24 protein-coding genes are annotated in these 24182 nt (G+C 59.7%); 11 read left to right on the forward strand and 13 right to left on the reverse strand.

All coding sequences use genetic code 11. The features are described from left to right. Positions 1-3 precede the first annotated feature (3 nt). The 4 genes from FKG95_RS04510 to FKG95_RS04525 all read left to right on the forward strand — a co-directional run bounded on the left by FKG95_RS04510 (position 4) and on the right by FKG95_RS04525 (position 4267). Positions 4-1275: an NAD(P)/FAD-dependent oxidoreductase gene (locus FKG95_RS04510; protein WP_142895082.1), complete on the forward strand. Its 1272-nt coding sequence runs from the start codon at positions 4-6 to the stop codon at positions 1273-1275. Between the two features lie 43 nt (positions 1276-1318). Beyond that, the gene (locus tag FKG95_RS04515) at positions 1319-2302 is read left to right on the forward strand and encodes a TRAP transporter substrate-binding protein (RefSeq protein WP_142895083.1); all 984 of its coding nucleotides are present in this window, start codon (positions 1319-1321) and stop codon (positions 2300-2302) included. 111 nt (positions 2303-2413) lie between these two features. Next, entirely contained in the window at positions 2414-2941 is a 528-nt protein-coding gene (locus tag FKG95_RS04520) for a TRAP transporter small permease (RefSeq protein ID WP_142895084.1), read from the forward strand. A 9-nt stretch (positions 2942-2950) separates the two neighbouring features. Continuing rightward, positions 2951-4267 (forward strand): TRAP transporter large permease, encoded by a 1317-nt coding sequence (locus tag FKG95_RS04525; protein WP_142895085.1) that lies wholly within the window; start codon positions 2951-2953, stop codon positions 4265-4267. Positions 4268-4299: 32 nt separating this feature from the next. On the opposite strand, the gene FKG95_RS04530 is transcribed toward FKG95_RS04525, so the two are convergent. Then, positions 4300-4908, reverse strand: a complete 609-nt coding sequence (locus FKG95_RS04530) for a PAS domain-containing protein (protein ID WP_179953923.1) — start codon at positions 4906-4908, stop codon at positions 4300-4302. A 231-nt stretch (positions 4909-5139) separates the two neighbouring features. Here FKG95_RS04530 and FKG95_RS04535 point away from each other — a divergent pair, with 231 nt between their 5' ends. After that, positions 5140-6789 carry a GMC family oxidoreductase gene (locus tag FKG95_RS04535; RefSeq protein ID WP_246116676.1) on the forward strand — a complete coding sequence of 550 codons (1650 nt, stop codon included), beginning with the start codon at positions 5140-5142 and terminating at the stop codon, positions 6787-6789. 64 nt (positions 6790-6853) lie between these two features. Here FKG95_RS04535 and gstA read toward each other — a convergent pair whose 3' ends face one another. Both gstA and FKG95_RS04545 read right to left on the reverse strand, forming a co-directional pair. Further along, positions 6854-7462, reverse strand: a complete 609-nt coding sequence (gene gstA, locus FKG95_RS04540; RefSeq protein WP_142895087.1) for a glutathione transferase GstA — start codon at positions 7460-7462, stop codon at positions 6854-6856. Between the two features lie 26 nt (positions 7463-7488). Then, positions 7489-8550 (reverse strand): NAD(P)H-dependent flavin oxidoreductase, encoded by a 1062-nt coding sequence (locus tag FKG95_RS04545; protein ID WP_142895088.1) that lies wholly within the window; start codon positions 8548-8550, stop codon positions 7489-7491. A 255-nt stretch (positions 8551-8805) separates the two neighbouring features. Between FKG95_RS04545 and FKG95_RS04550 the strand changes: the two genes are divergently transcribed. After that, positions 8806-9159, forward strand: a complete 354-nt coding sequence (locus FKG95_RS04550) for a winged helix-turn-helix transcriptional regulator (protein ID WP_142895089.1) — start codon at positions 8806-8808, stop codon at positions 9157-9159. Positions 9160-9165: 6 nt separating this feature from the next. Here FKG95_RS04550 and FKG95_RS04555 read toward each other — a convergent pair whose 3' ends face one another. From FKG95_RS04555 to FKG95_RS04585, 7 genes are all read right to left on the reverse strand, one after another. Then, on the reverse strand, positions 9166-9987 hold the full coding sequence (locus FKG95_RS04555; protein WP_142895090.1) for an amidohydrolase family protein: 822 nt from the start codon (positions 9985-9987) through the stop codon (positions 9166-9168). Positions 9988-9996: 9 nt separating this feature from the next. Then, positions 9997-11016: an aldo/keto reductase gene (locus tag FKG95_RS04560; protein ID WP_142895091.1), complete on the reverse strand. Its 1020-nt coding sequence runs from the start codon at positions 11014-11016 to the stop codon at positions 9997-9999. Between the two features lie 17 nt (positions 11017-11033). After that, positions 11034-12095 (reverse strand): ABC transporter ATP-binding protein, encoded by a 1062-nt coding sequence (locus FKG95_RS04565; RefSeq protein WP_142895092.1) that lies wholly within the window; start codon positions 12093-12095, stop codon positions 11034-11036. A gap of 6 nt (positions 12096-12101) precedes the next feature. After that, on the reverse strand, positions 12102-13205 hold the full coding sequence (locus FKG95_RS04570; protein ID WP_142895093.1) for a carbohydrate ABC transporter permease: 1104 nt from the start codon (positions 13203-13205) through the stop codon (positions 12102-12104). After that, complete coding sequence (locus FKG95_RS04575) at positions 13202-14314, reverse strand: carbohydrate ABC transporter permease (RefSeq protein WP_142895094.1); 1113 nt, start codon at positions 14312-14314, stop codon at positions 13202-13204. Before FKG95_RS04575 ends, FKG95_RS04570 begins: the two co-directional genes overlap by 4 nt. A gap of 203 nt (positions 14315-14517) precedes the next feature. Next, positions 14518-16014, reverse strand: a complete 1497-nt coding sequence (locus tag FKG95_RS04580; protein ID WP_142895095.1) for an ABC transporter substrate-binding protein — start codon at positions 16012-16014, stop codon at positions 14518-14520. 101 nt (positions 16015-16115) lie between these two features. Further along, complete coding sequence (locus FKG95_RS04585) at positions 16116-16808, reverse strand: GntR family transcriptional regulator (protein ID WP_179953924.1); 693 nt, start codon at positions 16806-16808, stop codon at positions 16116-16118. Positions 16809-17070: 262 nt separating this feature from the next. On the opposite strand from FKG95_RS04585, the gene FKG95_RS04590 reads away from it, so the two are divergent. From FKG95_RS04590 to FKG95_RS04605, 4 genes are all read left to right on the forward strand, one after another. Continuing rightward, on the forward strand, positions 17071-18606 hold the full coding sequence (locus FKG95_RS04590) for a UxaA family hydrolase (protein WP_142895097.1): 1536 nt from the start codon (positions 17071-17073) through the stop codon (positions 18604-18606). Between the two features lie 99 nt (positions 18607-18705). After that, on the forward strand, positions 18706-19470 hold the full coding sequence (locus FKG95_RS04595; protein ID WP_425456734.1) for an SDR family oxidoreductase: 765 nt from the start codon (positions 18706-18708) through the stop codon (positions 19468-19470). Positions 19471-19528: 58 nt separating this feature from the next. Beyond that, a complete protein-coding gene (locus FKG95_RS04600; protein WP_142895098.1) occupies positions 19529-20374 on the forward strand; it encodes a fumarylacetoacetate hydrolase family protein in 846 nt (281 codons plus the stop codon). 333 nt (positions 20375-20707) lie between these two features. Next, complete coding sequence (locus tag FKG95_RS04605; protein WP_142895099.1) at positions 20708-21748, forward strand: GNAT family N-acetyltransferase; 1041 nt, start codon at positions 20708-20710, stop codon at positions 21746-21748. Positions 21749-21802: 54 nt separating this feature from the next. Here the strand turns inward: FKG95_RS04605 and FKG95_RS04610 are convergent, their stop codons facing one another. From FKG95_RS04610 to FKG95_RS04620, 3 genes are all read right to left on the reverse strand, one after another. Next, entirely contained in the window at positions 21803-22297 is a 495-nt protein-coding gene (locus FKG95_RS04610) for a thermonuclease family protein (protein WP_142895100.1), read from the reverse strand. A gap of 38 nt (positions 22298-22335) precedes the next feature. After that, positions 22336-22692 carry a PilZ domain-containing protein gene (locus FKG95_RS04615; RefSeq protein ID WP_179953925.1) on the reverse strand — a complete coding sequence of 119 codons (357 nt, stop codon included), beginning with the start codon at positions 22690-22692 and terminating at the stop codon, positions 22336-22338. 235 nt (positions 22693-22927) lie between these two features. Beyond that, positions 22928-23404: an Lrp/AsnC family transcriptional regulator gene (locus FKG95_RS04620; protein WP_142895102.1), complete on the reverse strand. Its 477-nt coding sequence runs from the start codon at positions 23402-23404 to the stop codon at positions 22928-22930. Positions 23405-23515: 111 nt separating this feature from the next. On the opposite strand from FKG95_RS04620, the gene FKG95_RS04625 reads away from it, so the two are divergent. After that, a complete protein-coding gene (locus FKG95_RS04625; protein ID WP_246116677.1) occupies positions 23516-24115 on the forward strand; it encodes a LysE family transporter in 600 nt (199 codons plus the stop codon). Positions 24116-24182 lie beyond the last annotated feature (67 nt).

Below are 24182 nucleotides of genomic sequence, written 5' to 3' on the forward strand. Positions count from 1 at the left end.
AGGATGAGCGGAGCTTCGACACATAGCGCTGCCGCCGCCAGGAAGGTGGCCGTTATCGGAGCTGGAATCATCGGTGTGTCGACGGCTGTCTGGCTGCAGCGCAGTGGATGCGAGGTCACTCTGATCGACCGGCTTGGCCCGGGCGAAGGCACGTCCTACGGCAACGGGGGAATCCTGGCGTCCTGTTCCGTCGTGCCGGTCACGGTGCCCGGCTTGCTCCGCAAGGTGCCTTCTATGCTGATGGACCCGAACTCGCCGCTGTTTCTGCGCTGGTCTTACCTGCCGAAACTCCTTCCCTTTCTGCGGCACTATCTCTCTCACTGCTCGGCGGAGGAGACCACACGCATCGCATCGGCACTGAGCGCCGTCATCGGCGACAGTCTGGAACAGCATCAGGCTTTGGCGAAGGGAACGGGTGCAGAAAAGTGGCTCGTTCCATCCGACTATCTCTTCCTCTATGACGACCGCAGCAAATTCGAGGCCGATAGCTTCGGCTGGGGACTGCGCAAGGCGAACGGTTTTTCCTGGCAGGAACTGGATGCCGATGCCTTCAAGGCATATGATCCGGTCTTTTCCCAAGATCTGAAATTTGCGGCCTGCCTCTCCGGCCATGGCCGTATCGCCGATCCGGGACGCTATGTTAAAGACCTGGCTGACTGGGTCGTGAAGAATGGCGGCCGCAGCGTCAAGGCGGACGTGACGGACTTTCGGAAAGAAGACGGCGCCGTGAGCGGAGTCGTAACGGATCAGGGTGTGATCGAATGCGATTCAGCCGTGGTCACCGCCGGTGTCTGGTCGGGTCCCCTGACAAAGAAACTCGGAATGAACGTTCCGCTGGAGAGCGAGCGGGGCTATCACGTCGAGCTGATCGAACCCAGTGTCATGCCGCGCTCGCCGGTGATGGTCGCATCGGGAAAATATGTTGTCACGCCCATGGACGGCCGTCTGCGGGTTGCGGGTCTGGTGGAGTTCGGCGGCCTTGATGCGCCGGCCAGCCGCAGACCTATCGAATTGCTGCTTGAGAATATCTCGAAAGCGATACCAAACTTGACCTGGAAGGAAACCCGGGAATGGATGGGCCATCGGCCCGCCGTATCGGATTCCATTCCGGTTATAGGCGAGGCCCCGGGTCTCAAGTCGGTCTTTATGGGATTTGGTCATCACCATATCGGCCTGACCGGGGGGCCGAAAACCGGGCGCGTTCTCGCCGGATTGATTTCCGGCGATCGCCCGAATATTGATCTTTCGGCCTACGCGCCGGCGAGATTTGCGTGATTGCGGCTGACGTGAGAGCCGCCAATAACAGGGAGAAAAGACCATGAAGCTTATGAAATCACTTATGGCGTCGGCGGCGGGAATCGGCCTGGCCGCTTCCGTCACGGCCAATGCCGCTGCCGAGACCTGGGACATGCCGATGGCCTATTCGGCCACCAATTTCCACTCGGTGACCGGTGCGGAATTTGGCAAGTGCGTGACCAAAGGCACCGGTGGCGAGCTGGAAATCGTCACGCACCCTTCGGGCTCGCTGTTCAAGGGGAATGACATCAAGCGTGCGGTTCAGACCGGACAGGCGCCGATCGGCGAACGTATTCTCTCGGCCCACCAGAACGAAAATCCGGTCTTCGGTGTCGATTCGATTCCCTTCCTGGCAACCTCCTTCGAGGCTTCGGAGAAGCTTTGGGAAGCGGCCCGGCCGGAACTCGAGAAAATCCTGGAAGAGCAGAATCTGAAACTCCTTTACGCTGTTCCCTGGCCGCCGCAGGGCCTTTACTTCAAGAAGGAAGTGAATGCCGTTGCGGATATGAAGGGTGTTAAGTTCCGGTCTTACAATACCGCAACCGCGCGTCTGGCCGAACTGGCCGGAATGCTTCCGGTCCAGGTTGAGGCGGCCGAGATTTCACAGGCCTTCGCGACAGGTGTGGCCGAATCCATGATCTCGTCCGGCGCGACCGGCTATGACCGGAAAGTCTGGGAGCATCTGACGCACTTTTACGAGGTCGATGCCTGGCTGCCGCGCAACCACGTCTTCGTCAACAAAGACTCCTGGGATGGTCTGGACGATGCGACCAAGAACGTGATTCTGGCCTGTGCAGATATGGCGGCGTACGCCGGTCTCTGGCGCTCGATCCAGTATACGGATTTCACGTTGAAGGGCTTGCGGGACGGCGGAATGTCCGTGGCACCTGCGGGCGACGGTCTGAAGGGCGAATTGCAGGGCTTCGGTGAGACCATGACCAACGAGTGGCTCGAGAAAGCCGGTGCGCAGGGCAAGGCGATCGTCGACGCTTTCAAAGCCAACTAAACGCTTTGACATGGAGGGGCTTCAACGCCTCTCCATTTCTTAACCTGCGCTGCGCGGGCCGGACATGGACCCGCGCCGCAGGATATTTCCGGAAAAAACAGGGGGAAGTCGATGCAGGCTGCCGGATCGGTCGTCCGCCGAACGCTGGACAGACTCTATTTCGGATCAGGGGTGATTGCCGCCCTGTTCCTGATCGCCATTTTGTCGCTGGTCGTATTGCAGATGCTGGCGCGCTGGACCGGGAATGTTTTCCCCGGAGCTGCGGATTACGCCGGTTACTGTATGGCCGCCGCGTCGTTCTTTGCCTTTGCTCACGCGCTTAATCGCGGCGCACACATCCGGGTCAGTCTCATCCTTCAGTTCGCCGGACGCTATCGGCGCCTGATCGAGATCTGGTGTTTTGCCATCGGCACCGGACTTGGCTGGTACCTGGCCTACTACGCATGGAAAGGCGCCTATTGGTCTTGGAAGCTGCATGACATCAGTCAGGGGCAGGATGCCACGCCGATCTGGATTCCCCAGATCGCCATGGTGGTGGGGGCCATCCTCTTTGCTATCGCGCTGACCGACCACCTCGTCAATCTGATTCTCTTCGGCGAACACCGCATCGATGCGGAAGTCGTTGAAGACCACGAATAGGGGGCGGTCATGGAACAGCTCGAACTGATCGCCATTTTCCTCTTCATTCTCTTCCTGCTGCTGGGCACCGGTGTCTGGGTCGGACTCGCTCTGCTGGGCGTCGCCTTTGTCGGCATGGAGCTCTTCACCTCGCGCCCAGTCGGCGATGCCATGATCACGACCATCTGGTCGGCGTCGTCCTCCTGGACTCTGACGGCGCTGCCGCTCTTCATCTGGATGGGCGAGATCCTCTTCCGAACGCGCCTCTCGCAGGACATGTTCAAGGGATTGACCCCCTGGATGGCGGGTTTGCCCGGTGGTTTGATCCACACCAACATCGTTGGCTGCACAGTCTTCGCGGCGGTGTCCGGTTCCTCCGCGGCGACCCTGACGACGGTCGGCAAGATGTCCATTCCGGAGCTGCGCAAGCGCAATTATCCGGAGCATATGATCATCGGAACCCTGGCCGGGGCGGCGACGCTGGGACTGATGATCCCGCCGTCACTGACCCTGATCGTGTACGGTGTGACCATCAACGAATCGATTTCCAAGCTCTTCATTGCGGGTGTGCTGCCGGGTCTGGTGCTGGCCGGAATGTTCATGACTTATGTGGCGGTCTATTCGAAGGTCTCGTCGAAGTACAATCCGGATCCGGAGCCCAAGACGAACTTTTTCGAAAAGATCGGCAACTCGCGCTTTCTGATCCCCGTGATCTGCCTGATCGCGGTGGTGATCGGCTCCATGTATCTCGGCTTTGCGACCGCGACCGAGGCAGCGGCCTTCGGCGTGATCGGTGCCCTGGTGCTTGCGGCGGGTCAGAAATCTCTGAACTGGTCGACCTTCACGGAAAGCCTGATGGGCGCAACCCGGACATCGGCCATGATTGCGCTGATTCTGGCCGGCGCCGCCTTTCTGTCGCTGGCGATGGGCTTCACCGGTTTGCCGCGTGCCTTGGCAGAGTGGATCGCCGGCATGGAACTCACCCGCTTCGAACTGCTGATGGCGCTCCTGGTATTCTACATCATCCTGGGATGCTTCCTGGACGGAATCTCATCGGTGGTTCTGACCATGGCGGTGGTGGAACCCATGATCCGCCAGGCCGGGATCGATGTGATCTGGTTCGGGATCTTCATCGTTGTCGTCGTGGAAATGGCGCAGATCACACCGCCGATCGGCTTCAATCTTTTTGTGCTGCAGGGCATGACCCGGCATGAGATGAGTTACATCGCGAAAGCCGCAATCCCCATGTTCTTCATCATGGTTGTGATGGTCTTCGTGCTGATCTTCGTGCCCGAGCTGGCGACCTATTTGCCTGAGAACATGAACACGCGTCCGGGCAGCGGTTAGCGCTTGATCCTTCTCAATGCGCAGGTGTCGCTTTACGGTCTGGCCGAGACCATGCTGAGGGCCCTGCAGCTTCTCGGCGTGGTCTCGCGTCGTTGCTGTCCCGGATTGTTCTGGGTTTCATAAATGATCGAGACCAAAAGCATGTCGGGCATATTGCGATCCTGCGCCATGGGCAGGATCAGCCGTGCGAGGCAGTCTTCATCGCCATCTTCGTAGTCGGCGCATTCCCGGATAAAAACCGGTTGGCGAAAGCGGTACGGGAGTTCGTACACGCAGTTCAAATAAGCCGCGATGCCGGGTGTTTTCTGTTCGTCGACCAAGCGCCCTTCCAGGCGCCCGCCGGCGTAGGCCGGGAGTTTCGTTCCGATCAGGCGGTAACGGAACTGCGGTCCAGGCTCGATAATGTCGATCAGCCCGACGTAAGGCAAGGCATGAGGAACCGCCAGCGGATCAAAATCCGACCGTGCGGGCAGATGGCCTTCGCCGCGGATTACATCCCAGTATTCCAGAAGATCACGCTGCACATCAAAGGTCAGTCGTGCGGCCAGTTCGGTGAGAGAGATCTCGCTTCGCAGATCCAGATCATCTGCGGGCTTACGCAACATTGAAGCGGTCTCGGACAACAACCAGTCAATCGCCATGCGTTCCCCTCCCACGAGAGATGAGACGGAAAATACATCCAAAAGTCGCATTTGTAAAGCTGCGTTTCCTCTCGGCGATTTTGAGCCGATCCCTGGACTGTTACGCAGCCTTTGATTTTGCTGGTAGTTTTCTGCCCGGCCAGGGAAAGATACGCTGTCTTGCTAGCGGCTTGAGCGGCTTGGTATCATCGCGGCAACGAGCGAAAACGCGTGGTCTGAGAGGGGGGATTTGTGCAGCAAAAGGCGACAGGACGTGACATCAAGGATATCGGCGAATTCGATTACGTGATTGTCGGTGCAGGCAGCGCCGGCTGCGTGCTTGCCAACCGCCTTTCGGCCGACCCCGACGTCTCCGTGCTCTTGCTCGAAGCAGGCGGCAAGGATGATTATCTCTGGATTCATATCCCGGTCGGCTATCTTTACTGCATGGGCAATCCGCGCACCGACTGGTGTTTTCAGACCGAGGAAGAGCCGGGCCTGAACGGGCGTTCCCTGGCCTATCCGCGCGGTAAGGTGCTGGGTGGCTGCTCCTCAATTAACGGCATGATCTATATGCGCGGCCAGGCGCGAGATTACGACCAGTGGCGTCAGCTTGGCAATGTCGGCTGGAGCTGGGACGATGTTCTGCCGGTCTTCAAGCGCTCGGAAGATCAGGCAGGGGGCGCAGACGACCTGCACGGCAACGGCGGCGAATGGCGGGTCGAGCAGCAGCGTCTGTCCTGGGAGATTCTGGACGCCTTTCAGGAGGCGGCGGCCCAGGCGGGGATTCCCAAGACCGATGACTTCAATCGCGGCAACAACGAGGGTTGCGGTTACTTCCAGGTCAACCAGCGCAAGGGCGTGCGCTGGAATACCGCGAAAGCCTTTTTGCGTCCGGCGATGCAGCGGCCGAACCTCACCGTTCTGACCCACGCCCAGGCCAAGCGCGTGACTCTGACAGGCCGACGCGCGACGGGCGTGGAATTCTGGCACAAGGATGTCCTGAGCAAGGTATCCGCGCGGGGCGAGGTGATCCTGGCCACCGGTGCGGTCGGCTCACCGCAGATCCTGCAGCTTTCCGGCATCGGCCCCGGGGAGGTCCTGCAGAGGTTCGGCATCGAAGCGAAACATGAACTGGCAGGGGTTGGCGAGAACCTGCAGGATCATCTGCAGGTGCGTACGGTCTTCAAGGTCAAGAACGTCAAGACTCTGAACGAGCGGGCCAACTCTCTCGTCGGTAAGGTGGGGATGGGGCTGGAGTATATGCTCTTCAAGACCGGTCCGCTCACCATGGCGCCCAGTCAGCTGGGCGGTTTCGTCAAGTCGGACGACAGCCGCGAGACCCCGAACCTGGAGTACCATGTGCAGCCTTTGAGCCTGGAGAAATTCGGTGAGCCGCTGCATCCCTTTCCGGCCTTCACCGCCAGCGTCTGCAATCTGCGCCCGGAAAGCCGCGGCTCCATCCATATCAAATCACCGGACCCCCGGGTGCAGCCGGCCATTCGCCCGAACTATCTCTCGGCCCCTGCGGACCGGAAGGTCGCAGCCCAGGCGATCCTGTTGACCCGGGAGATTTGCCGGCAGCCTGCGCTCGCGCCTTATGAACCCGAAGAATTCAAACCTGGGCCGCATATTGCCGATGAAGAGGCCTTGGCGATCGCGGCTGGCGATATCGCGACGACCATCTTCCATCCCGTAGGCACCTGCAAGATGGGGCATGATCCCATGGCAGTCGTCGATGACCGGCTCCGGGTGCACGGCATCGAGGGGCTGCGGGTGGTCGATGCCTCGATCATGCCGACCATCACCAGCGGCAACACCAATTCGCCGGTGATTATGATCGCGGAAAAAGCATCGGAGATGATCCGGGAAGACCGGCGCATGGGAGCGGCGGTCGCTTAGCCTCTTTCTGAGGGGAGAACCTCTCTCTCAAGGATGTCCCCGAGAGAGAGGTGCAGAAATCGGCTTAGGCCAAACCTTCGGCTTTCAGGGCTTCCTGAACCTTGGTCCGCCCGGCGACGCGTTCGAAGAACGCGCTGAGCTTTGGATAGTCTGAAAGATCGATGTCCTTATGCTTGGCCCAGGAGGTCACGACGAAAAGATAGACATCGGCAACCGAGAAGCGTTTGCCCAAGAGGTAATCGCGGCCGTCGGCAAAGAGGCTCTCGAGGTACTCCAGCTTTCTGCCGATATTGCTTTTCGCGGCGGTCTGCTCGGCCTCGCTGGACGAGGGTGAGAAGAGCGGCCCGAAGGCTTTGTGGTACTCCGTGGCCACATAGTTCAGGTGTTCCTGCATACGGGCGCGTTCCAGAGTTCCGGCGGACGGTGCGAGTCCGCTCTCAGTCTTCTGGTCGGCGATGTACTGCACGATGGCGGCGCCTTCGGTCAGCACTTCGCCATTGTCCAGGGCCAAAGCGGGCACGTAGCCTTTGGGATTGATCCGGGTGAAGTCCGCGCCGCTCGCGGTTTTCTTCTGCGCCAGGTCGACTGCCTCGATCTCGAAGTCCAGGCCGGCTTCGCGCAGGACGATGTGTGGGGAGAGGGAGCAGGCGCCGCTTGTGTAGTAGAGTTTCATTTCGGGGATCTCCTTATCGTTGGGTTTTAGCTAAGGTCCTGAAGCAGGGCGTCCATCAGGTCCGGGACGTTTCGGTGTTTGAGGTTCGGCGCGATCTGTCCGCTGTAGAGCGTGATGAGGTCGCTGCGATTTGCCGCCACGGCGGCAGCCTTGATCCTGGAGACGAACCAGCCCTGTACCGGGAAAGGCGGAAGCTCTGCCGCGCGCGGAAGCAGCTCGTCGTAGAGGCGGTTGGGGATGACGCGCGCGAGGCGGCCAGTGAAGGAACGTGACAGCGCGGTTTCCAGGATTGCGTCGCCATGCAGCAGAGCCCGGTGCGCATCGGTCGTGCCTGATTCATCGCAAGCCAGAAAAGCCGTGCCGATCTGGGCAGCCTGGGCGCCGAGCGTCAGGGCGGCGTGCACACCGCGGCCGTCGACGATGCCGCCTGCCGCGATCACGGCGACTTTGACCCGGCGCTCGATGATCTGCGTGAGGGCAAGCGTTCCAAAGAGGGACTCTTCCGCCGGCGCCAGAAAGGAGGGGCGGTGCCCGCCGGCCTCGAAGCCGGTCGCGACAATGAGGTCGACACCCGCGGCTTCCAGAGCCTCGGCTTCGGCGATGGTCGTCGCGGCCCCCGCGGTGACGATGCCGCGCTGTTTACACTCTGCCAAGACCTTGGCAGAAGGCACACCGAAGACAAAAGAAAAGACCGGCGGGCGCGCTTCGAGCAGCGCTTCGGCCTGCTCTTCGAAACGGTAGTGGTAGAGTTCGGGGGGCTCGGGCTTCTCCAGCCCCAGCTCTTCGAAGTAGGGTTCGAAAATCGGGAAGTAACGGTCGAATTCTTCCTGGCTGAGATGCAGGCCGCCCGGGTCGTGATCCGAGACCCAGAGGTTCAGGGCGAAGGGCGCGGAGGTGGCCGCGCCGATCTCCTTTCGAAGCACGCCGATCTCTTCCGGCGCAACAATGTGGGCGCCGAAAGAGCCCAGGCCGCCCCGGTTTGACACGGCTGAAACCAGCCCGACGGTCGAGATGCCGCCGCCGAAAGGGCCTTGAATGATGGGATAGTCAATGCCGAGACGGCGCACGGCTTCTGTCTGAGAGGGCATCTTCGCATTCCCTGATTAAACACTGATGCTTATTAGGGAAATTGAGTATCTCTTGTAAACCAGGTAACTTTTGGTTATCTCATTATGTGGTTTCCGATCGGTAACCGGATTGAAGACGCCGGACTGGTGGAGCGCCCCTGATAAGCCGTCGGGGTTGGACGATGACTGCGCGTTTTGACGTCCTGCGGTAGCGGTGTTCGTCAACAGGGCGGGACTTCGGACATGAGACTGCAGCGTTAACTTTGAGGTTGAGAAATGGCTCTGCGTGTCAGAAAGAATAAAGCGCCGCCGGCGCCTGAAGGCTGTCCTCTGACAGAGTGCATGTCGGTGCTCGGCGGTGCCTGGACGCCGAATATCATCTGGAATCTCTGCGGCGGGCCAAGGCGTTTCAGCGAACTCAGGCTCGATATACCCGGCGTTTCGGCCAAGGTGCTGACGGCGCGCCTGCGGGCGCTCGAAGCCAGCGGCGTGATCAGCCGCGAAGTGAAACCGACTTCGCCGCCCTCCGTCGAATACGCCCTGACCGATCTCGGACAAGAACTGGTTCCGGCCATCGATGCCATCGTCCGGGTCGGCCACAAACTCAAGACCAAAGAGCGGGCCGGATAGAAACGATTATAAGCGGTAAAACCGCCGGGCGTTTTCGCCGAAGACCCCGGCACGTTCGCTCTCGCTCAATTCGGCCAGGTAACTCTGCGCCAGGTCGAACCAGCCCCGATAGTCTCCCGCGAGCCGGAGCACCGGCCAGTCACTGCCCCAGACCAGACGTTCCGGTCCGAAGCAAGCCAGAAGGTGCTCGACATAGGGCCGGACGCTGTCCGCGGTCCAGTCAGGGCCGGCCTCCGTGAGTAGGCCGGAGAGCTTGCAGTGGACCGGGCCGCTGTCGGCGATGGCTTTCATGTCTTCTGCCCAGCCGTCAATGACGCCCTGGGCGATCAGAGGCTTGGCCCCGTGATCCACAATCACGCGCAGATCGGGATAGCGCGCAAGCAGTGTTCGGAGTCGCTTAAGGTGTTGCGGCAGCACCAGAGCATCGAAACAGAGGTCCAGTTCGATGACGGCACGGAAAGCCGCATCCAGTTCCGGTTTCAGCATCCAGTCCGGGTCGGAAATGTCCTGGATCATGGGCCTGACCGATTTGAGCCAGGGGGATTTGCCGAGCCCGGCAAGGTCCTTGGCTGCGGTGGGTGATTCGAAGTCTATCCAGCCGACCACGCCAGCGATCTCAGGCGTAGACTCCGCGATCTCCAGAAGGAACCCGGTCTCCGCAATGGTTGGCGCCGCCTGGACCAAAACCGCTTGCTCAACACCTGTGGCCTGCAGACGCTGGCGCAGATCGGCGGCTTCGAAATCCCGGTAAATGACGTCCAGGTCCGATGTCAGCCAGCCGTAATCGCCGCGCGCCAAACGCCAAAGGTGTACATGGGCGTCGATCATGGTCTTTCCTCAAGGCGTTGGGGCACCGGGGTGCAACAGCTGTTCGGATTTGAGGTCGGCCCAGAATGCGCTCTGGATCTTGGCCTCCAGTGTCGCGATGTTGCGTGTGACTTCGTCCGGCGACATGGCGCCGGGGATGACCGAGACGACGGCCGGATGGGCGAGGGGAAACTGCAGGGCGGCACTGGCCATGGAGACGCCATGCGCGTCGCAGACCCGGCCGATCGCTGCGACGCGGGCCATGATGTCGGGTGGCGCGGGATGGTAGTTGTAGATCGCGCCTTCGACGGCGCCGGTCGCCAGGATGCCGCTGTTGTAAGGACCGCCCAAAACGATCCCGATGTTTCGCTTTTCGCAGATCGGCAGGAAGCTGTTCAGGGCCTCCTGTTCCAGCAAGGTGTAACGGCCCGCCAAAAGGAAGCAGTCGAAGTCGCCCAGTTCGGTCAGGCGCTGGCAAACTTCCCACTCGTTCACGCCCGCACCGATGGCGGCAATATCGCCGGAGGCCTTTAGGGCTTCCATCGCCTTATAACCACCCGCCATGACTTCCTCGATCCGCTGGTCCGAGGCTTCCTTGCTGCCATGGGTCCAGATATCGACGTCGTGGATGTAGAGGATATCGACGGAGTCGACTCCCATGCGTTTGAGACTGTCTTCATAAGACCGCATGACGCCGTCATAGGAGTAATCGTAGACCGGCCTGACATGGGGCACGTCAACAAATATGCCGGCGTCCTCTTCGCCCGGTGCGCAGGGTTCCAGGGTGCGGCCGATCTTGGTCGAAAGCTGATAGCTTTCCCGCGGCATTGGCCTGAGTGCCTCGCCGAAACGCGTTTCGCTCAGACCGTGACCGTAGAGCGGCGCGGTGTCGAAGTAGGTCACGCCTGCATCGATGGCCGCGCGCAGAGTGGCTTGAGCTTCCTCCTCGCTGAGCGCCCGGTGCATGTTGCCCAGGGGCGCACCGCCAAACCCCATCTCGGAGAGTTTGAGGGATGTCGTGCTGGAGGTCTTGAGGTCGTGGAACTGCATGACTTGGATCTCCCCACTCAAGTGTTGTTGGGACGAAGCCGGGTGCCGCTCCCGGCGTCGAAAAAGAAGATCTGCTCGTTCGCCAGGGCGATCCCAACCGCCGTGCCGATCTTCTCGTCGTAGTCCTTGTCCATCTTCACGATCACAAGGCTTTCGCCGACCTGACAGGTCACCAGTGTTTCGTTGCCGGTTAATTCGATGGCGTAGGTGGTGCCCTTGAATTCGCCTGCGCCGGCCTCGACGACGCGCAGATCTTCTGCGCGGACACCCGCCACCACCTTGCCGTGATCGCTGAAGCCCGGGCAACTCAATGCGGCGCCCTCCGCGCGAAAGCTTCCACCCGCGATCTTACCCTCGATAAAGTTCATGGGCGGAGAACCGATAAAGCCTGCCACGAAAAGGTTTGCCGGGTCATTATAGATTTCCCGCGGCGGGGCCAGTTGCTGCAGTTCGCCGGCCTTCATGATCGCGACCCGGTGGGCCAGGGTCATGGCTTCGATCTGGTCGTGGGTGACATAGATGGTCGTGACCCCGAGTTCGTTCTGCAGATGTTTAAGCTCCGTGCGCATATGTCCGCGCAGCTTGGCATCCAGGTTCGACAGCGGCTCGTCCATCAGGAAGAGGCTGGGGCGGCGGATCATGGCGCGGGCGAGCGCGACGCGCTGGCGCTGACCGCCGGAGAGCTGCCTCGGGTAGCGGTCGAGATAGTCGAGCAGATCGACCTTGCCCGCCACTTCACGGATGGCCCGGGCGCGTTCCTCCTTGTCGACCTTGCGCAGATAGAGCGGATAGCCGATGTTGTCTTCCACGGTCATGTGCGGATAGAGCGCGTAGCTCTGAAACACCATGGCAATGTCACGGTACTTCGGCAGTACGTCCGTGACGTCCTGATCGCCGAGGTAAATGCGGCCTGCCGAGGCGGTCTCCAGCCCCGCAATCATACGCAGCGCAGTTGTCTTGCCGCAGCCGGACGGGCCCAGCAGGACCAGAAACTCACCGTCGCCCACGTCAAGGTCGAGACCCTTGACCACTTCGATGGCGCCGAAGGATTTACGAATATCTCGAAGGGAAACCTGCATCGAAAACTATCCCTTTACCGCACCGATGAGCAGGCCGCGGGTGATGAAGCGTTGGAGGAGACCGGTCATCGCGATAACCGGCAGAATCATGATCACGATCAGAACCGACATGTACCACCACTGCGGACCGCGCGTGGCGTTCTGGGCCGCGACCAGCAAAGGCATGGTCTGCGCATCGGCAGTCGAGAGGAAGAGGGCGAGCAGATACTCGTTCCAGGAGAGGATCAGCACCAGAAGGAAGGTCGCCGCCAGCCCCGGTTTCGCCAGGGGCATGACGATGGTCAGGAAGATCCGGAAGCGCGAGGCGCCGTCCAGCTCGGCGCTTTCTTCCAGATCGACCGGAATGGTCGCGAAGAAGTCACGCATCAGCCAGACCACGATCGGCAGGTTGACCGCCATGTAGACGATGATCAGGGCAAAGTGGGTGTCGAGCAGACCGACCTGTTGAAACATGACGTAGATCGGCAGCACGGCGACCACCGGCGGCAGGATCCGCTGCGAGATGATCCAGAAGAGAATGTCGTTGTTGCCCAGGGACCGCTTGAAGCGTTTGGCCAGCGTGAGCAGGAACAACACGAAGAGCGCAGCGCCGACCGCCACGCCGATCTGCCAGGGGATGCCGGCTGCAATGGTAGAAATGACCACCGCCGCGAGGATCAGGATGAAGGCGAAGATCGACATGATCTTCGGGCGGTAGGTGATGCGCGTGAGCGCGTAAGCCGCCATGGAACCGAAGAGCACCGCAAGCACCGTGCTGGCGAAGGCGATAATCAGTGAATTCAGGTAAGGCCGGAAGGTGTCGTTGCCCAGATCGAAAAAGATGTAACTCCAGGCATGGCTGGAAGGCTCGAAATCAATGAAGGGCAGATAGACCGGACCGTCCGAAACGTGGATCGGCAGCTTGAAGGAAGTCACCAGCAGCCAGTAGAGCGGGAAAAGCACCACGAAAGACCAGAAGATCAGGATCGTGTAGGTCAGCACCAGCCGAGCCGGTGAAAGCGACTTGATATCCTTGGGTTCGAAAATCCGCTGGAACAGCGTGCGCTGGAGTTTCGAGGGCAGGGCTTTCGAGGGAAGGGCCGGGGAAGATGATGTGGAGTCTGCGGTCATGTGCCGGCCTCCCTGGTTTTCTGGGCGATGAAGTTAAAGAAGGACACGCAGGTCACGACCGTGACGAAGAGCAGCATGTAGCCGACCGCCGAGGAGCCGCCGAGGTCCTGGGTCCGCCAGGCGATGAAGGCATGCAGGGTCATGGATTCCGTTGCGATGCCCGGGCCGCCGTTGGTCAGGATGTTCGGCAGATCAACGATCTTGAAGGCCTCGATCAGGCGGATCAGCACGACCGTCGCCACGACCGGCGCGATGGCCGGCCAGGAAATGTCCCGGAAGATCTGCCAGCCGCCGGCGCCATCCATCTTGGCGGCCTCGACCTGCTCGCCCGGCTGGTTCTCCAGCGCGGCCAACAGCACAATGAACATGAAGGGTATCCACTGCCAGGAGTCCCCGATCAGGACCACCCAGCGCGCGGACCAGGCGTCGGCGGCCCAGGCAAAATCGCCATAACCCAGCCATTGCCAGAGAGGAGCGAAGGGGCCTTTGGAAACATCTGCCAGCATGCGGAAGGCATAGGCGATGCCGACCGGCGTCACCATCAATGGGATGAAAAAGATCAGGCGGAAAAAATTCCGGCCCTGAATGCGCTGCGCACAGAGAAGCGCCAGACCCAGACCAATCGCCAGCTGGATCGAGACGCCGGCGAAAACATAGAACAGCGTGACCACTAGGCTGCCGGGAAAGCCCTTCCCGTTGAGCACGGCCATACAGAGCAGAACCAACCCGGTCAGGACCGTGGCGGTGATTACGCGCCCGATGAAGCCAAAGACTCCCGCTTTCCCGCTGCGCAGGGTGCGCCAGAGCCAGAGGCCGAACCCGGCTACGATCAGCGCAAGGAAACACCATTCGAATAGTGTGATCCGGCCGAAGGTTCCGAGGAAATGATACTGCTGGGATCCGAACAGCAGTTTCTCGAAATTGCGCAGGCCGACGAATTTCAACTCGTAGCCGCCGCGTACCAGCTTGAAGCGGGACAGCGCGAGATAAAGCGACAGCAGCAGCGGATAAATCGAGAGGGCCAGAATAATCAGCACCGTCGGGAGAATCAGCAGCGTCGGCGCTTGCCGGTCGCTCCATTCCGAGACCTTGGCTGGGATGGAAAACATATCTTTCTACCCGCTTGAATCCGATCGCTGTCTGCGTGCAGAAAAAGAATCGCGCAGAGAGCTCTTATTCATTTGGCTGTGGATTGCTGTGCGCCGGTGATTTCGAGAATCAGCACGCCGCAGTTCAGCCCCTACGATTGAGGTAAGATAAAAAAGCACCGGGGAAGGGGATTGCGCCTCTTCCCCGGCAGGGAGAGTAATGGCTACTGGCCGAGCGTTGCCTTGTAGAGCCGAAGCTGCTCATCGGCACCGAGGTCTTCGTTCAACTCGTTCCAGCCCTCCTCGATGGCTTCCATGGTGGCGGCCTTGTCGATTTCACCGGCCAGGAGGCGCGCGATAGCGGTGTCCAGGACAACCTGCTGATAATTCTGGTTCTTGGGAATGCGCAGATCCAGCATCATGTTGGGGCTGTCGAGGCTTGCTCCGATCGCGCCGAGATAGTTCTTGGCCGCTTTCTCGCTCATGCCCGCTTCCACCCAAAGGCTTAGATCGCCGAACTGGGACAGGCGGTAGGGGTTGAACCCGGTCTTGCCGATGGTGACATCGCTGTTCGACTGCGCGGGCTGACTCATATAGGAGAAGAAGTCGTAGGCGGCGTCTTTGACTTTCTGGTCGGCGGAGGCATTGATGCCGCCGGACCATCCGCCGAAGGCGGCGAAGGGTGCCCGGTTGACGCCGTTCACTGCATGCGGGCAGCGATCGGCATCACAGGCGACAAGCTTACCGGTTTCACGGTCAAGCACGTCGCGGGAACCCGGCAGCATAACCGCGCCGACCTTGTCGACGACATTGGAGTTGTCCGGGTCGATCGCCAGGGTACCAATGTCACCCCAGTCGATGGTTAGGGCGCAGCGGCCCGCTGTGAAGAGGCCGCGCGTGTCGCCGACATCCAGGTTGATTTCATCGGGCGGGCCGTAATTCGTGGACTCGGTATAAACGTCAAGCGCAGCACCGAAGGCTTCATTGTTGACCAACGGACTCATGTCCTTGGCATCAAAAAACGCGCCCTGCTTGGTCCCCTGGGTCTGGAGGTAACCGCCGGCGATAGAGAGGATCGTCCAATAGGCCTGTGCGTTGCGTTTTTTAGAAATACAGGACCCGTAGTCGGCTTCGCCATCGCCGTTCATGTCCTTGCCGTGCAGCGTTTTGGCGATCGAGAGATAGTCTCCCCAGGTCTCCGGCGGCGAGAGGCCTTCAGCCTCCAGTATGTCGCTGCGGTAGTAGACCATGTGGAAATCGCCATCCAGCGTCAGAAGATAGGTTCTGCCGTTGTACTGCTGAGAAAACTCGCGGAAGAAACCCGCGATGTCGTCGGTCTTCAGGTCTTTATCCGCCGCAACCTTGTCGGTCAGGTCTTCCAGGTAACCTGGTTCGACATAGTCGACCATCCACTGCGGCGCCAGGACCGCCGCATCGATGGAATTCGTGCCCGTCGCGAAATCGGTCAGGAGCTTTGTGTAGAGATCGGAGAAGGGGACCGTGACGACATTGATCTCCGCCCCGGTCAGCGCCTTGAATTCCGGTGCGCGGCGCTGAAGCGGCTCTGCGATCTGGGGGCCTGTGAAGGTCATGATGTCGACCTTCACGCCATCGTATTTCTTCTCCGCGGAAGCTGCGGAGGCTGCAAGAGCGACCGCGCAAAGGCTGGTCGTGGTAACTGCTGCCAGCCGGCGCAGTGACTTGAATTTCGTTGAATGCATTCTTCCCTCCCGTGATGAACAGTGAAACCTTCTTGGTCTTTTCGTTTTTATCCCCGGTCAAAACTGCCGCGTGGGCAGCGGTGTTCAATTGCCTTTCCTTCTTATTCGAATAGTTCCGGCCGCTCCTTCATTCGTTTTTGCAGCGGCGCAATACCTGCGGCCAGATGGCGGGTCATGGCCTCGCCGGCGGCATCGGGCGAACCCTTGCGCAGGGCGTCAACGATGGCCAGGTGCTCGTGGTAAGTCTCTATCGGCCGATCGACCACCGTCAGCATCATCTTTCGCACCCGGTCAAGCTGCGCACGGGAGCTGTCGATGGCCCGGCGCACCTTGGTGAAACCCAGGAAATCGCAAATCATTTGATGAAACTCGATATCCAGCCGATGAAAGGCGTCAAGATCATCGGCCTCCAGGTTGGCTTTCTGATAGCGAACGTTCCGGTCCAGGTCGTTGAGAACCTCGCGGGTGATCCGAAGCGCCACCTCCCGCACGGTTTCAACCTCAAGCGCGCGGCGCAGGAATGCGCCCTCGAGCACGTCACCCGTCCGGATCTTGGAGACATAGGTTCCGTGCTGGGGGAAGATCTCGACCAGGCCTTCTTCTGCGAGCCGGTTGATCGCTTCACTTATAGGCGTGCGCGAGATCCCGAGCTGCGCTGCGATCTCTTCTTTCTTGATCACCATGGTCGGCGGAAGGGTAAGGTCAATGATGGCGCTGCGGAGGATCGCGTAGACCTGTGAAGACCGCGATTGCCTTGGGTCGATGACCGCATTCTCCGGAAGCGGATGTTGCATCCCAATGCCCTGCATGCTAATTGTGCTAACATGCTAGCTGGGGTCAGAAGTAAGTCAAGATGAAATCCGGTTTGCCCTCATCAAGCAGCATCGGCCCGGGCGTCTGACGATTCGATCCCGGGCTTTAGGCAGTTCGGTATTTAAGTGGCGATCGAATTCAAGGGACATGAATTTGAACAGCCTACGGCCCGGATAGATTGGGTTGTCGGCGCGCAGGCTGCGTCTGCCGACCGGCCAGAGGGTCCAGCGTGGAAGGAACAAGGTGCTCGAAGACTCTGAAACCCTGACGATACGGCTGTCGGCGGACGACAATGTTGTTGTCGCGCGGCGGAATATCGCTGGAGATACGCGGGTGGTCTCCGAGGGCGTGACGGCGGTGGATGGCGTGCCTCAGGGTCATAAGCTGGCGACCAAGGCGATCGCCGCAAATGAGCCTGTCCGCAAATACAATCAGATCATCGGTTTCGCGACACGTCCGATCGCAGCCGGTGAGCATGTGCACGAGCATAACTGTGCGGTCCAGGAATTTGCCCGCGACTATGACTTCTGCGCCGATGTCAGGCCGGTGCCCTTCGTGGGTGATGGCGCGCAACGCAATTTCGCAGGATACCGGCGCGCCAATGGACGGGTCGGGACACGGAACTATATCGGCGTTCTGACCTCTGTGAATTGCTCTGCGACAGTGGCGCGTTTCATTGCCGACGCCTTTAACCGCAGTGGCATGCTCGACGACTATCCGAATATCGACGGCGTGGTGTCGTTCGTTCACGGCACGGGTTGCGGCATGGCCAGCTCGGGCGAGGGGTTCGAGAACTTTCAAAGGACACTCTGGGGATACGCGTCCCACCCGAATTTTGCCGGCATCCTGATGATCGGGCTGGGCTGCGAAGTCTTTCAGATTCCCCGCCTGATGGAGACCTATGGCCTGAGCGATACCGATAGCTTCCAGACCATGACCATTCAGGCGAGTGGCGGCACCCGCAAGTCCATCGAGGCCGGTGTCGAGCGGATCAAGGCGATGCTTCCTGCGGCCAATGCCTGCAAGCGCGAAGACGCGCCGGCAAGCGAACTGACCCTGGCCCTGCAGTGCGGCGGATCCGACGGTTATTCCGGCATTACCGCGAACCCGGCGCTGGGAGCAGCGGCGGACCTCCTGGTCCGCAACGGCGGCACCGCAATTCTCTCGGAAACGCCTGAGATCTACGGCGCTGAGCACTTACTGACCCGGCGGGCTGTCAATCGGCAGGTTGGGGAGAAACTGATCGAGCGGATCCATTGGTGGGAAGACTACACCCGGCGCAACGGCGGCGAGATGAACAACAATCCTTCGCCGGGCAATAAGTTGGGCGGCCTGACTACGATCCTGGAAAAATCTCTCGGGGCGGCGGCGAAGGGCGGAACCATGCCGCTGAGCGGGGTCTATCTCTACGGCGAGCCCATTGATACTAAGGGCTTCGTCTTCATGGACAGCCCCGGCTACGATCCCTGTTCGATCACGGGGCAGGTCGCGTCAGGCGCCAATGTCGTCTGCTTTACCACCGGACGCGGCTCGGTATTCGGCTACAAGCCGTCTCCTTCGATCAAGCTGGCAACCAACTCACTGATGTATGAGAATATGTCCGAGGACATGGACATAAATTGCGGTCCGATCGCGGAAGGTGCCGTCTCGGTCGAAGAGAAGGGCGCGGAGATATTCGAAAAGATTCTCGCCGTGGCTTCGGGCACGCCCTCCAAGAGTGAGGAACTGGGCTTCGGCGATAATGAGTTCGTGCCCTGGCAGATCGGCGCGGTGATGTAAGTGGGCCGCTGCGGGTCGGAAATGAGTGACATTTAACGCTGTATGACAGCGCTTCCCGGTCGAGCGCGGCTTGCCGGTTGAGCCTGAAACGAGACAGCGGTGAAGAGAAGACGTCTGGAGGGACTGAGTTTTATGGGCGACAGACTGCGCGGCAAGACGGCGCTGGTGACGGCGGCTGCACAGGGAATTGGCCGGGCGACCGCCGAGCTGTTCGAGGCCGAAGGGGCGCGCGTTTGGGCGACCGATATCAATGAGGACGCCCTGGCCGACGTGAAGGTCAGCAACCGGCGCCGGCTGGATGTCACCGACGATACCATGATCGCCGAACTCGCGGCTGAAGTCGGGACTTTGGACGTGCTCTTCAACTGCGCCGGTTTTGTGCACGCGGGGTCAATCCTGGAGTGCAGTGAGGCGGACTGGGACTTCGCCATCAATCTCAACGTCAAATCCATGTACCGGACCATCCGTGCTTTTCTGCCGAAAATGCTCGAAGCCGGCAGTGGCTCGATCGTCAACATGGCTTCGGTCGCCGGCAGCGTCAAAGGGGTGCCGAACCGCTTCGCCTACGGCATGACAAAAGCGGCGGTGGTGGGGCTGACCAAGTCGGTCGCGGCGGATTTCGTACAAAAGGGCATCCGCTGCAATGCCATCTGCCCGGGAACAGTTCAGTCGCCGTCGCTTGAGCAGCGGCTTGCCGAGCAGGGCGATTACGATGCCGCGCGCGCCGCCTTTATCGCGCGCCAGCCGATCGGACGGCTGGGCGAGCCCGCGGAAATTGCCGAGCTGGCGCTCTATCTCGCGAGCGATGCGGCAGGCTATACGACCGGTCAGATCCATATTATCGACGGTGGCTGGTCGAACTGATATCCAAGACTCCTGATTTTAAAACAGACTTCGAAAATTCCTGTAAGAGGACAACGCCATGAAACTGCTTCGCTATGGCCCGCAAGGCGCCGAAAAGCCTGGAATGCTGGACTCCACCGGCACAATTCGCGACCTTTCCGCTGTCGTGGAGGATGTGAATGGCGCCTCTTTGTCGCCGGATGCGCTGGCAAAGCTCGCCGCCGTCGATCCGGCGTCTCTTCCTGCCGTTGACGGCGCGACACGCCTCGGCCCCTGCGTGGCCGATGCCGGTAAGTTCGTTGCTATTGGTTTGAACTACTCCGACCATGCGGCCGAATCCGGGTTGGAGGTGCCGCCGGAGCCGGTTGTCTTCATGAAAGCGACCTCCTCGATCTGCGGTCCGAACGACAACGTCGAGATCCCGCGCGGCTCGGAAAAGACCGACTGGGAAGTCGAGCTCGGTGTGGTCATCGGCAGCACGGCCAAGTACATCAGTGAAGCGGATGCGCTGAAGCATGTTGCGGGATACTGCGTGATCAACGATGTTTCCGAACGCGGTTTCCAGATCGAACGCAGCGGTCAATGGGTGAAAGGCAAGTCAGCCGATACCTTCGGACCGCTCGGTCCCTGGCTTGTCACCAAGGATGAGGTCGCTGACCCGCAGGCGCTTTCCATGTGGCTCGATGTGAACGGCGAGCGCCAGCAGACCGGCAACACCAACACCATGGTCTACGGCGTTGCCTTTATCGTGTCTTATCTTAGCCAGTTCATGACCCTGCATCCGGGGGACATCATCACCACAGGGACGCCGCCGGGCGTCGGTATGGGGCAGAAACCGCCCCGCTATCTGAAACCCGGCGACGTCGTGTCGCTTGGGATCGAGGGCCTTGGTGATCAGCGGCAGGACGTAGTCGCCGCAAAGTGAGTTATGGATTGCGGTGCTCCGGTGTTGCCTGAGCGGCCGTGTCATGATCTGGCGGTCTGAAGTTTAGACCAAATAAAACAAGTCTTCATTCTATGGTTGAAAAAGAGCGGTCTTCTGACCGCTCTTTTTTTATGTCTAGGAACCACAAATGTAAGGGTTCCCGCGTAAGGGGAATTACCAATACTTATTTCCCGCGTAATGATTATTATTGTTCGTACGGGTTCTATTTAAATCATCTGTAAACGAATATTAAATACAATTTAAATTTGTCATAAATTCTGTATATACTTTTATTGCCTAAAGTAAAACTGGGGATTTTACGGGGGATATGGCATGACGGCGTCCTTGTCACCGCGCAAGCAGGGTTTGTACATTATCGCCGGTTTTCGGGAGTCCGATGCCGGCGCGATTGTTCAGCTTTTCAGAGAAGCCTACGGCGACAACTACCTTAAAGCTTCGATCTACGATCCGGAGACCTTCATTGCCGGAAACCGAAGCCAGCAATTGATCTCTGTCGTTGCCCGAACCGCGAGCGGTGAGGTCGTCGGGCACGTCGGGTTGTCCCGCTGTGCGCCTTCACCGAAGGTTCTTGAAATCGGTCAGGCCGTGGTCGGCGGCAATCACCGCTCCGGCGGTCTGCTGGCTGCCATGATGTCCATTGCCATCGAGCACGCCCGTGGCGCGCTGGAATGCGAGCTGCTGTTCGGGGCGGCGGTTTGTAACCATGCCTATTCGCAAAAGGCCTGCCTCTCCTTGGGTCTGACGGAGATTGGCTATGAAATGGATTATCTGCCCGAGCGCATGTTTGTTGCGGCCCATGGTCCGATCGGCCGTGTGGCTACGCTGAATTATGCCCGAAGCTTTGCGCCGGACAACGATACCGACGTCTATCTGCCGCCGTGTTATGCCGGAAACGTGCGTGACGTCGTCGAGCATCTGGGGGACCGTCGCCGCTTTCATGAGGCGGATGCAAGTGCCCAGCCGGGCGGGGAGAGCGAACTGACGGTTGGCGATATGCCGGATTGCGACGTTGTCGCGATCAACCTTACGCATGCAGGAGCGGACTTCGAAACCCGATTGCTGTCGCTTGAGCAAGAGGCACGTTCGAACGGCCGCGCAATGATCAAGGTTGCGGTCAATCTCGGCCAACCGGAAGTGGCGCAGGTGGTCGAGGTGCTTCGGTCGCGGGAATACTTCTGCGGTTGCGTTCTGCCCCGCTGGTTCGGAAGCGATGCCTTGCTGATGATCAAGACGTTCGGCGCTCCCAACTTTGCTGGACTTAAGATCAAGTCCGAACGCTCGCATGACCTGCGCGACCGGGTGGAACAGGATTATCTTTCAGTCGTTGCAGCCCGAAAGGCTGTCGCGGCGTGACGAAGATTCCCCGGCACACGCCGGGGCGTGCAAGACCGGGCAGCGCAAGCAGCCTTACTCCCAGACCGGCTCGATGTCATTCCGCCAAAGGCCGCGCCGTTCGGCACGGGCTTTTGTCTCTTCTTCGAGATAGCGTTCCGCACCTGCCGCATTTGTGAGGGCCCAGCCCTGCTCGACCAGCCAGGCGTTGAGTTCCGGACCACCGACACCGCCCAGGTAGCAAAGCCCCAGAAAGGTTCCGCTTGCGGTCCGGCCCCGGTCAAGACAGGTGATCCAGTGATTGCCCACCCGGTTCAGGGTGGCCCAGCGCGCGTCGCGGCCACAGCTCCAGGCTGTTTGGCTCTCTGTGCAGCTTTGGTCGTTGCCCGGGGCCCGAAGCCCTTCCAGCTGAACAAGCGTGCCGCCGATTTCAATAATGGCCGGACTGAAAACCTGAGACTGCTTACCCTCGACTTTGGCATTGGCGTCGGCCGTGCCCAAAAGCGCAAAGAGCCCGGCGAGACAGGCAAGAGGAAAGAGAAGGAGCGGGAATCGTACTTTGTTTTTCATGAGTGCAAGTGTTGCACGAGTCCCGGTCTGAGATACAGCTAGACTTCTTTGAGGTTGCGAACGACGCTTGTCGCGTCCAGACACTCCTCGGGCAGCAGGCCGTCGAGGACGTTGGCGACGTCTCTGGGATCGTCGGTAAACCTCAAGCCCCAGACGCCATCTTCCTGCCACACGACTTCGACATCAAGGTCGGTCGAACGTGCGAGGCGCAACTTGACGACTTCCTTGCCCTCAGGTGCGCCGTCGAGGCAGACGCGTGCGCCCGTGATGGAGAGGTCGATGACGGCGCAATCGAGTGTCTCGATTTCATTGATGAGGCAGCCGGACAGAACGACCTGGGCCCGTTTGTACTGGCGCTGCTCAGCCACGTCTTGGGAATGAACTGTGGTTTTCATGACGTTCATCACTTCTTCGCCGTAGAAACTCATTGCGGCGCGCAAGGCTCAGACCTCAAACCTCAAACCCTTGCCACTCGGAGACCGCCCGCCATAGCCCCGCGGGCCTGGGATGTCTTTAGAGTTGCCGATAACCCGAAGTCTGCCGCAGCTTGATTAAGAAAGGATCAAAAAATCAACCAGATCGCTAAATTTCCTCAAAGTGAACGCCCGCCTCGATCTATGCACGCACAGGTTACGATTGATCTTGGGATGTCCGGCCACAGTCAACTGCGGGCGTGTCTTTTGCCGAGGAGAGGGCAATTGCAGTATGGCTCCGGATCACCCCTTCAATTGTCTTGATTTTATCAGTAATTGTGCGTTCCAGAGCCAAGGCATTACTTGCACGAATTTTTAGCAGATAGTCGAAGTCGCCGGTCACATGGTGGCATTCCTGAACTTCGGGAAGTTTGACGACCTTGTCGAGGAAGCCTGCGACTGTTTTCGGATGACTTAAAGTGATCTGGACGAAGGCGCAAATGTCGAGGCCGAGGGCAATGGGATCCAGGATGGCAACCTGGGCTTTGATAATGCCGCGTGCCTGCAGCCTTTTCAGGCGATCATGAACTGTTGACGGGGAGAGACCGCATTGCTTCGCCAGTTCAGCGTAGGACTGCCTGCAATCATCCTGGATCAGGGCCAGAAGCCTGCGGTCAGATTGATCAACTTCCATGAAGATAATAATCCGTGATTTATCCGAATAAAGGTGATAATTTCCGGAAAATATACGGAAATATGGCTAATTTCAATGATTATGTTGTTTTTTCAAGGCTTATTGTTAGGCTTGTCGGTTGCCGCTCCCGTCGGCCCGATCGGCGTGCTTTGCATCCGGCGCAGCCTGAGCCAGGGGATGGGGGTGGGGTTTGCGTCCGGTCTCGGGGCCGCCGTTGCCGATGCTTTTTACGGGGCCGTTGCCGCCTTTGGCCTTACGGCGATATCGAGCTTTCTGATCGAGATAGAGGGTGCGCTGCTTCTGGGGGGCGGACTGTTTCTTCTGTGGCTCGGTGTGAAGACTTTTCGAGCGGTTCCGGCCCCGCTGGGTTCGGGCGGGCAAAATGGCGGCGCTGCCAGTGCCTTCCTCTCCTGTGTCGTTTTAACGCTTGCCAACCCCGCGACGATCTTTTCCTTCGTGGCTCTTTTTTCGGGACTTGGCTTTGCCGGTTCAAGTACAGCACAGGCCCATGGCTACGGCGGGGCTGTCATTCTGGTGGCGGGTGTTTTTTTGGGTTCGGCACTCTGGTGGCTGGGCCTGAGCGGCAGTGTCGGTTTGTTCCGGAACCGGATGACGTCACACGCGCTGAAGCGGATTAATCAGCTGTCGGGCAGCATTCTGACAGTCTTTGGCCTTGCCGCCCTGATGCGGTTCGTCTGGCCCGACATCTGATCCTATCCGCTAGTGTGATGTTTCTGAAGTTCGCCGCGTAGCATGCGGCGAATTTTAGAGACTGAAT

This window comes from Denitrobaculum tricleocarpae (assembly GCF_007004665.1).
GTDB classification, from domain to species: domain Bacteria; phylum Pseudomonadota; class Alphaproteobacteria; order Kiloniellales; family Kiloniellaceae; genus Denitrobaculum; species Denitrobaculum tricleocarpae.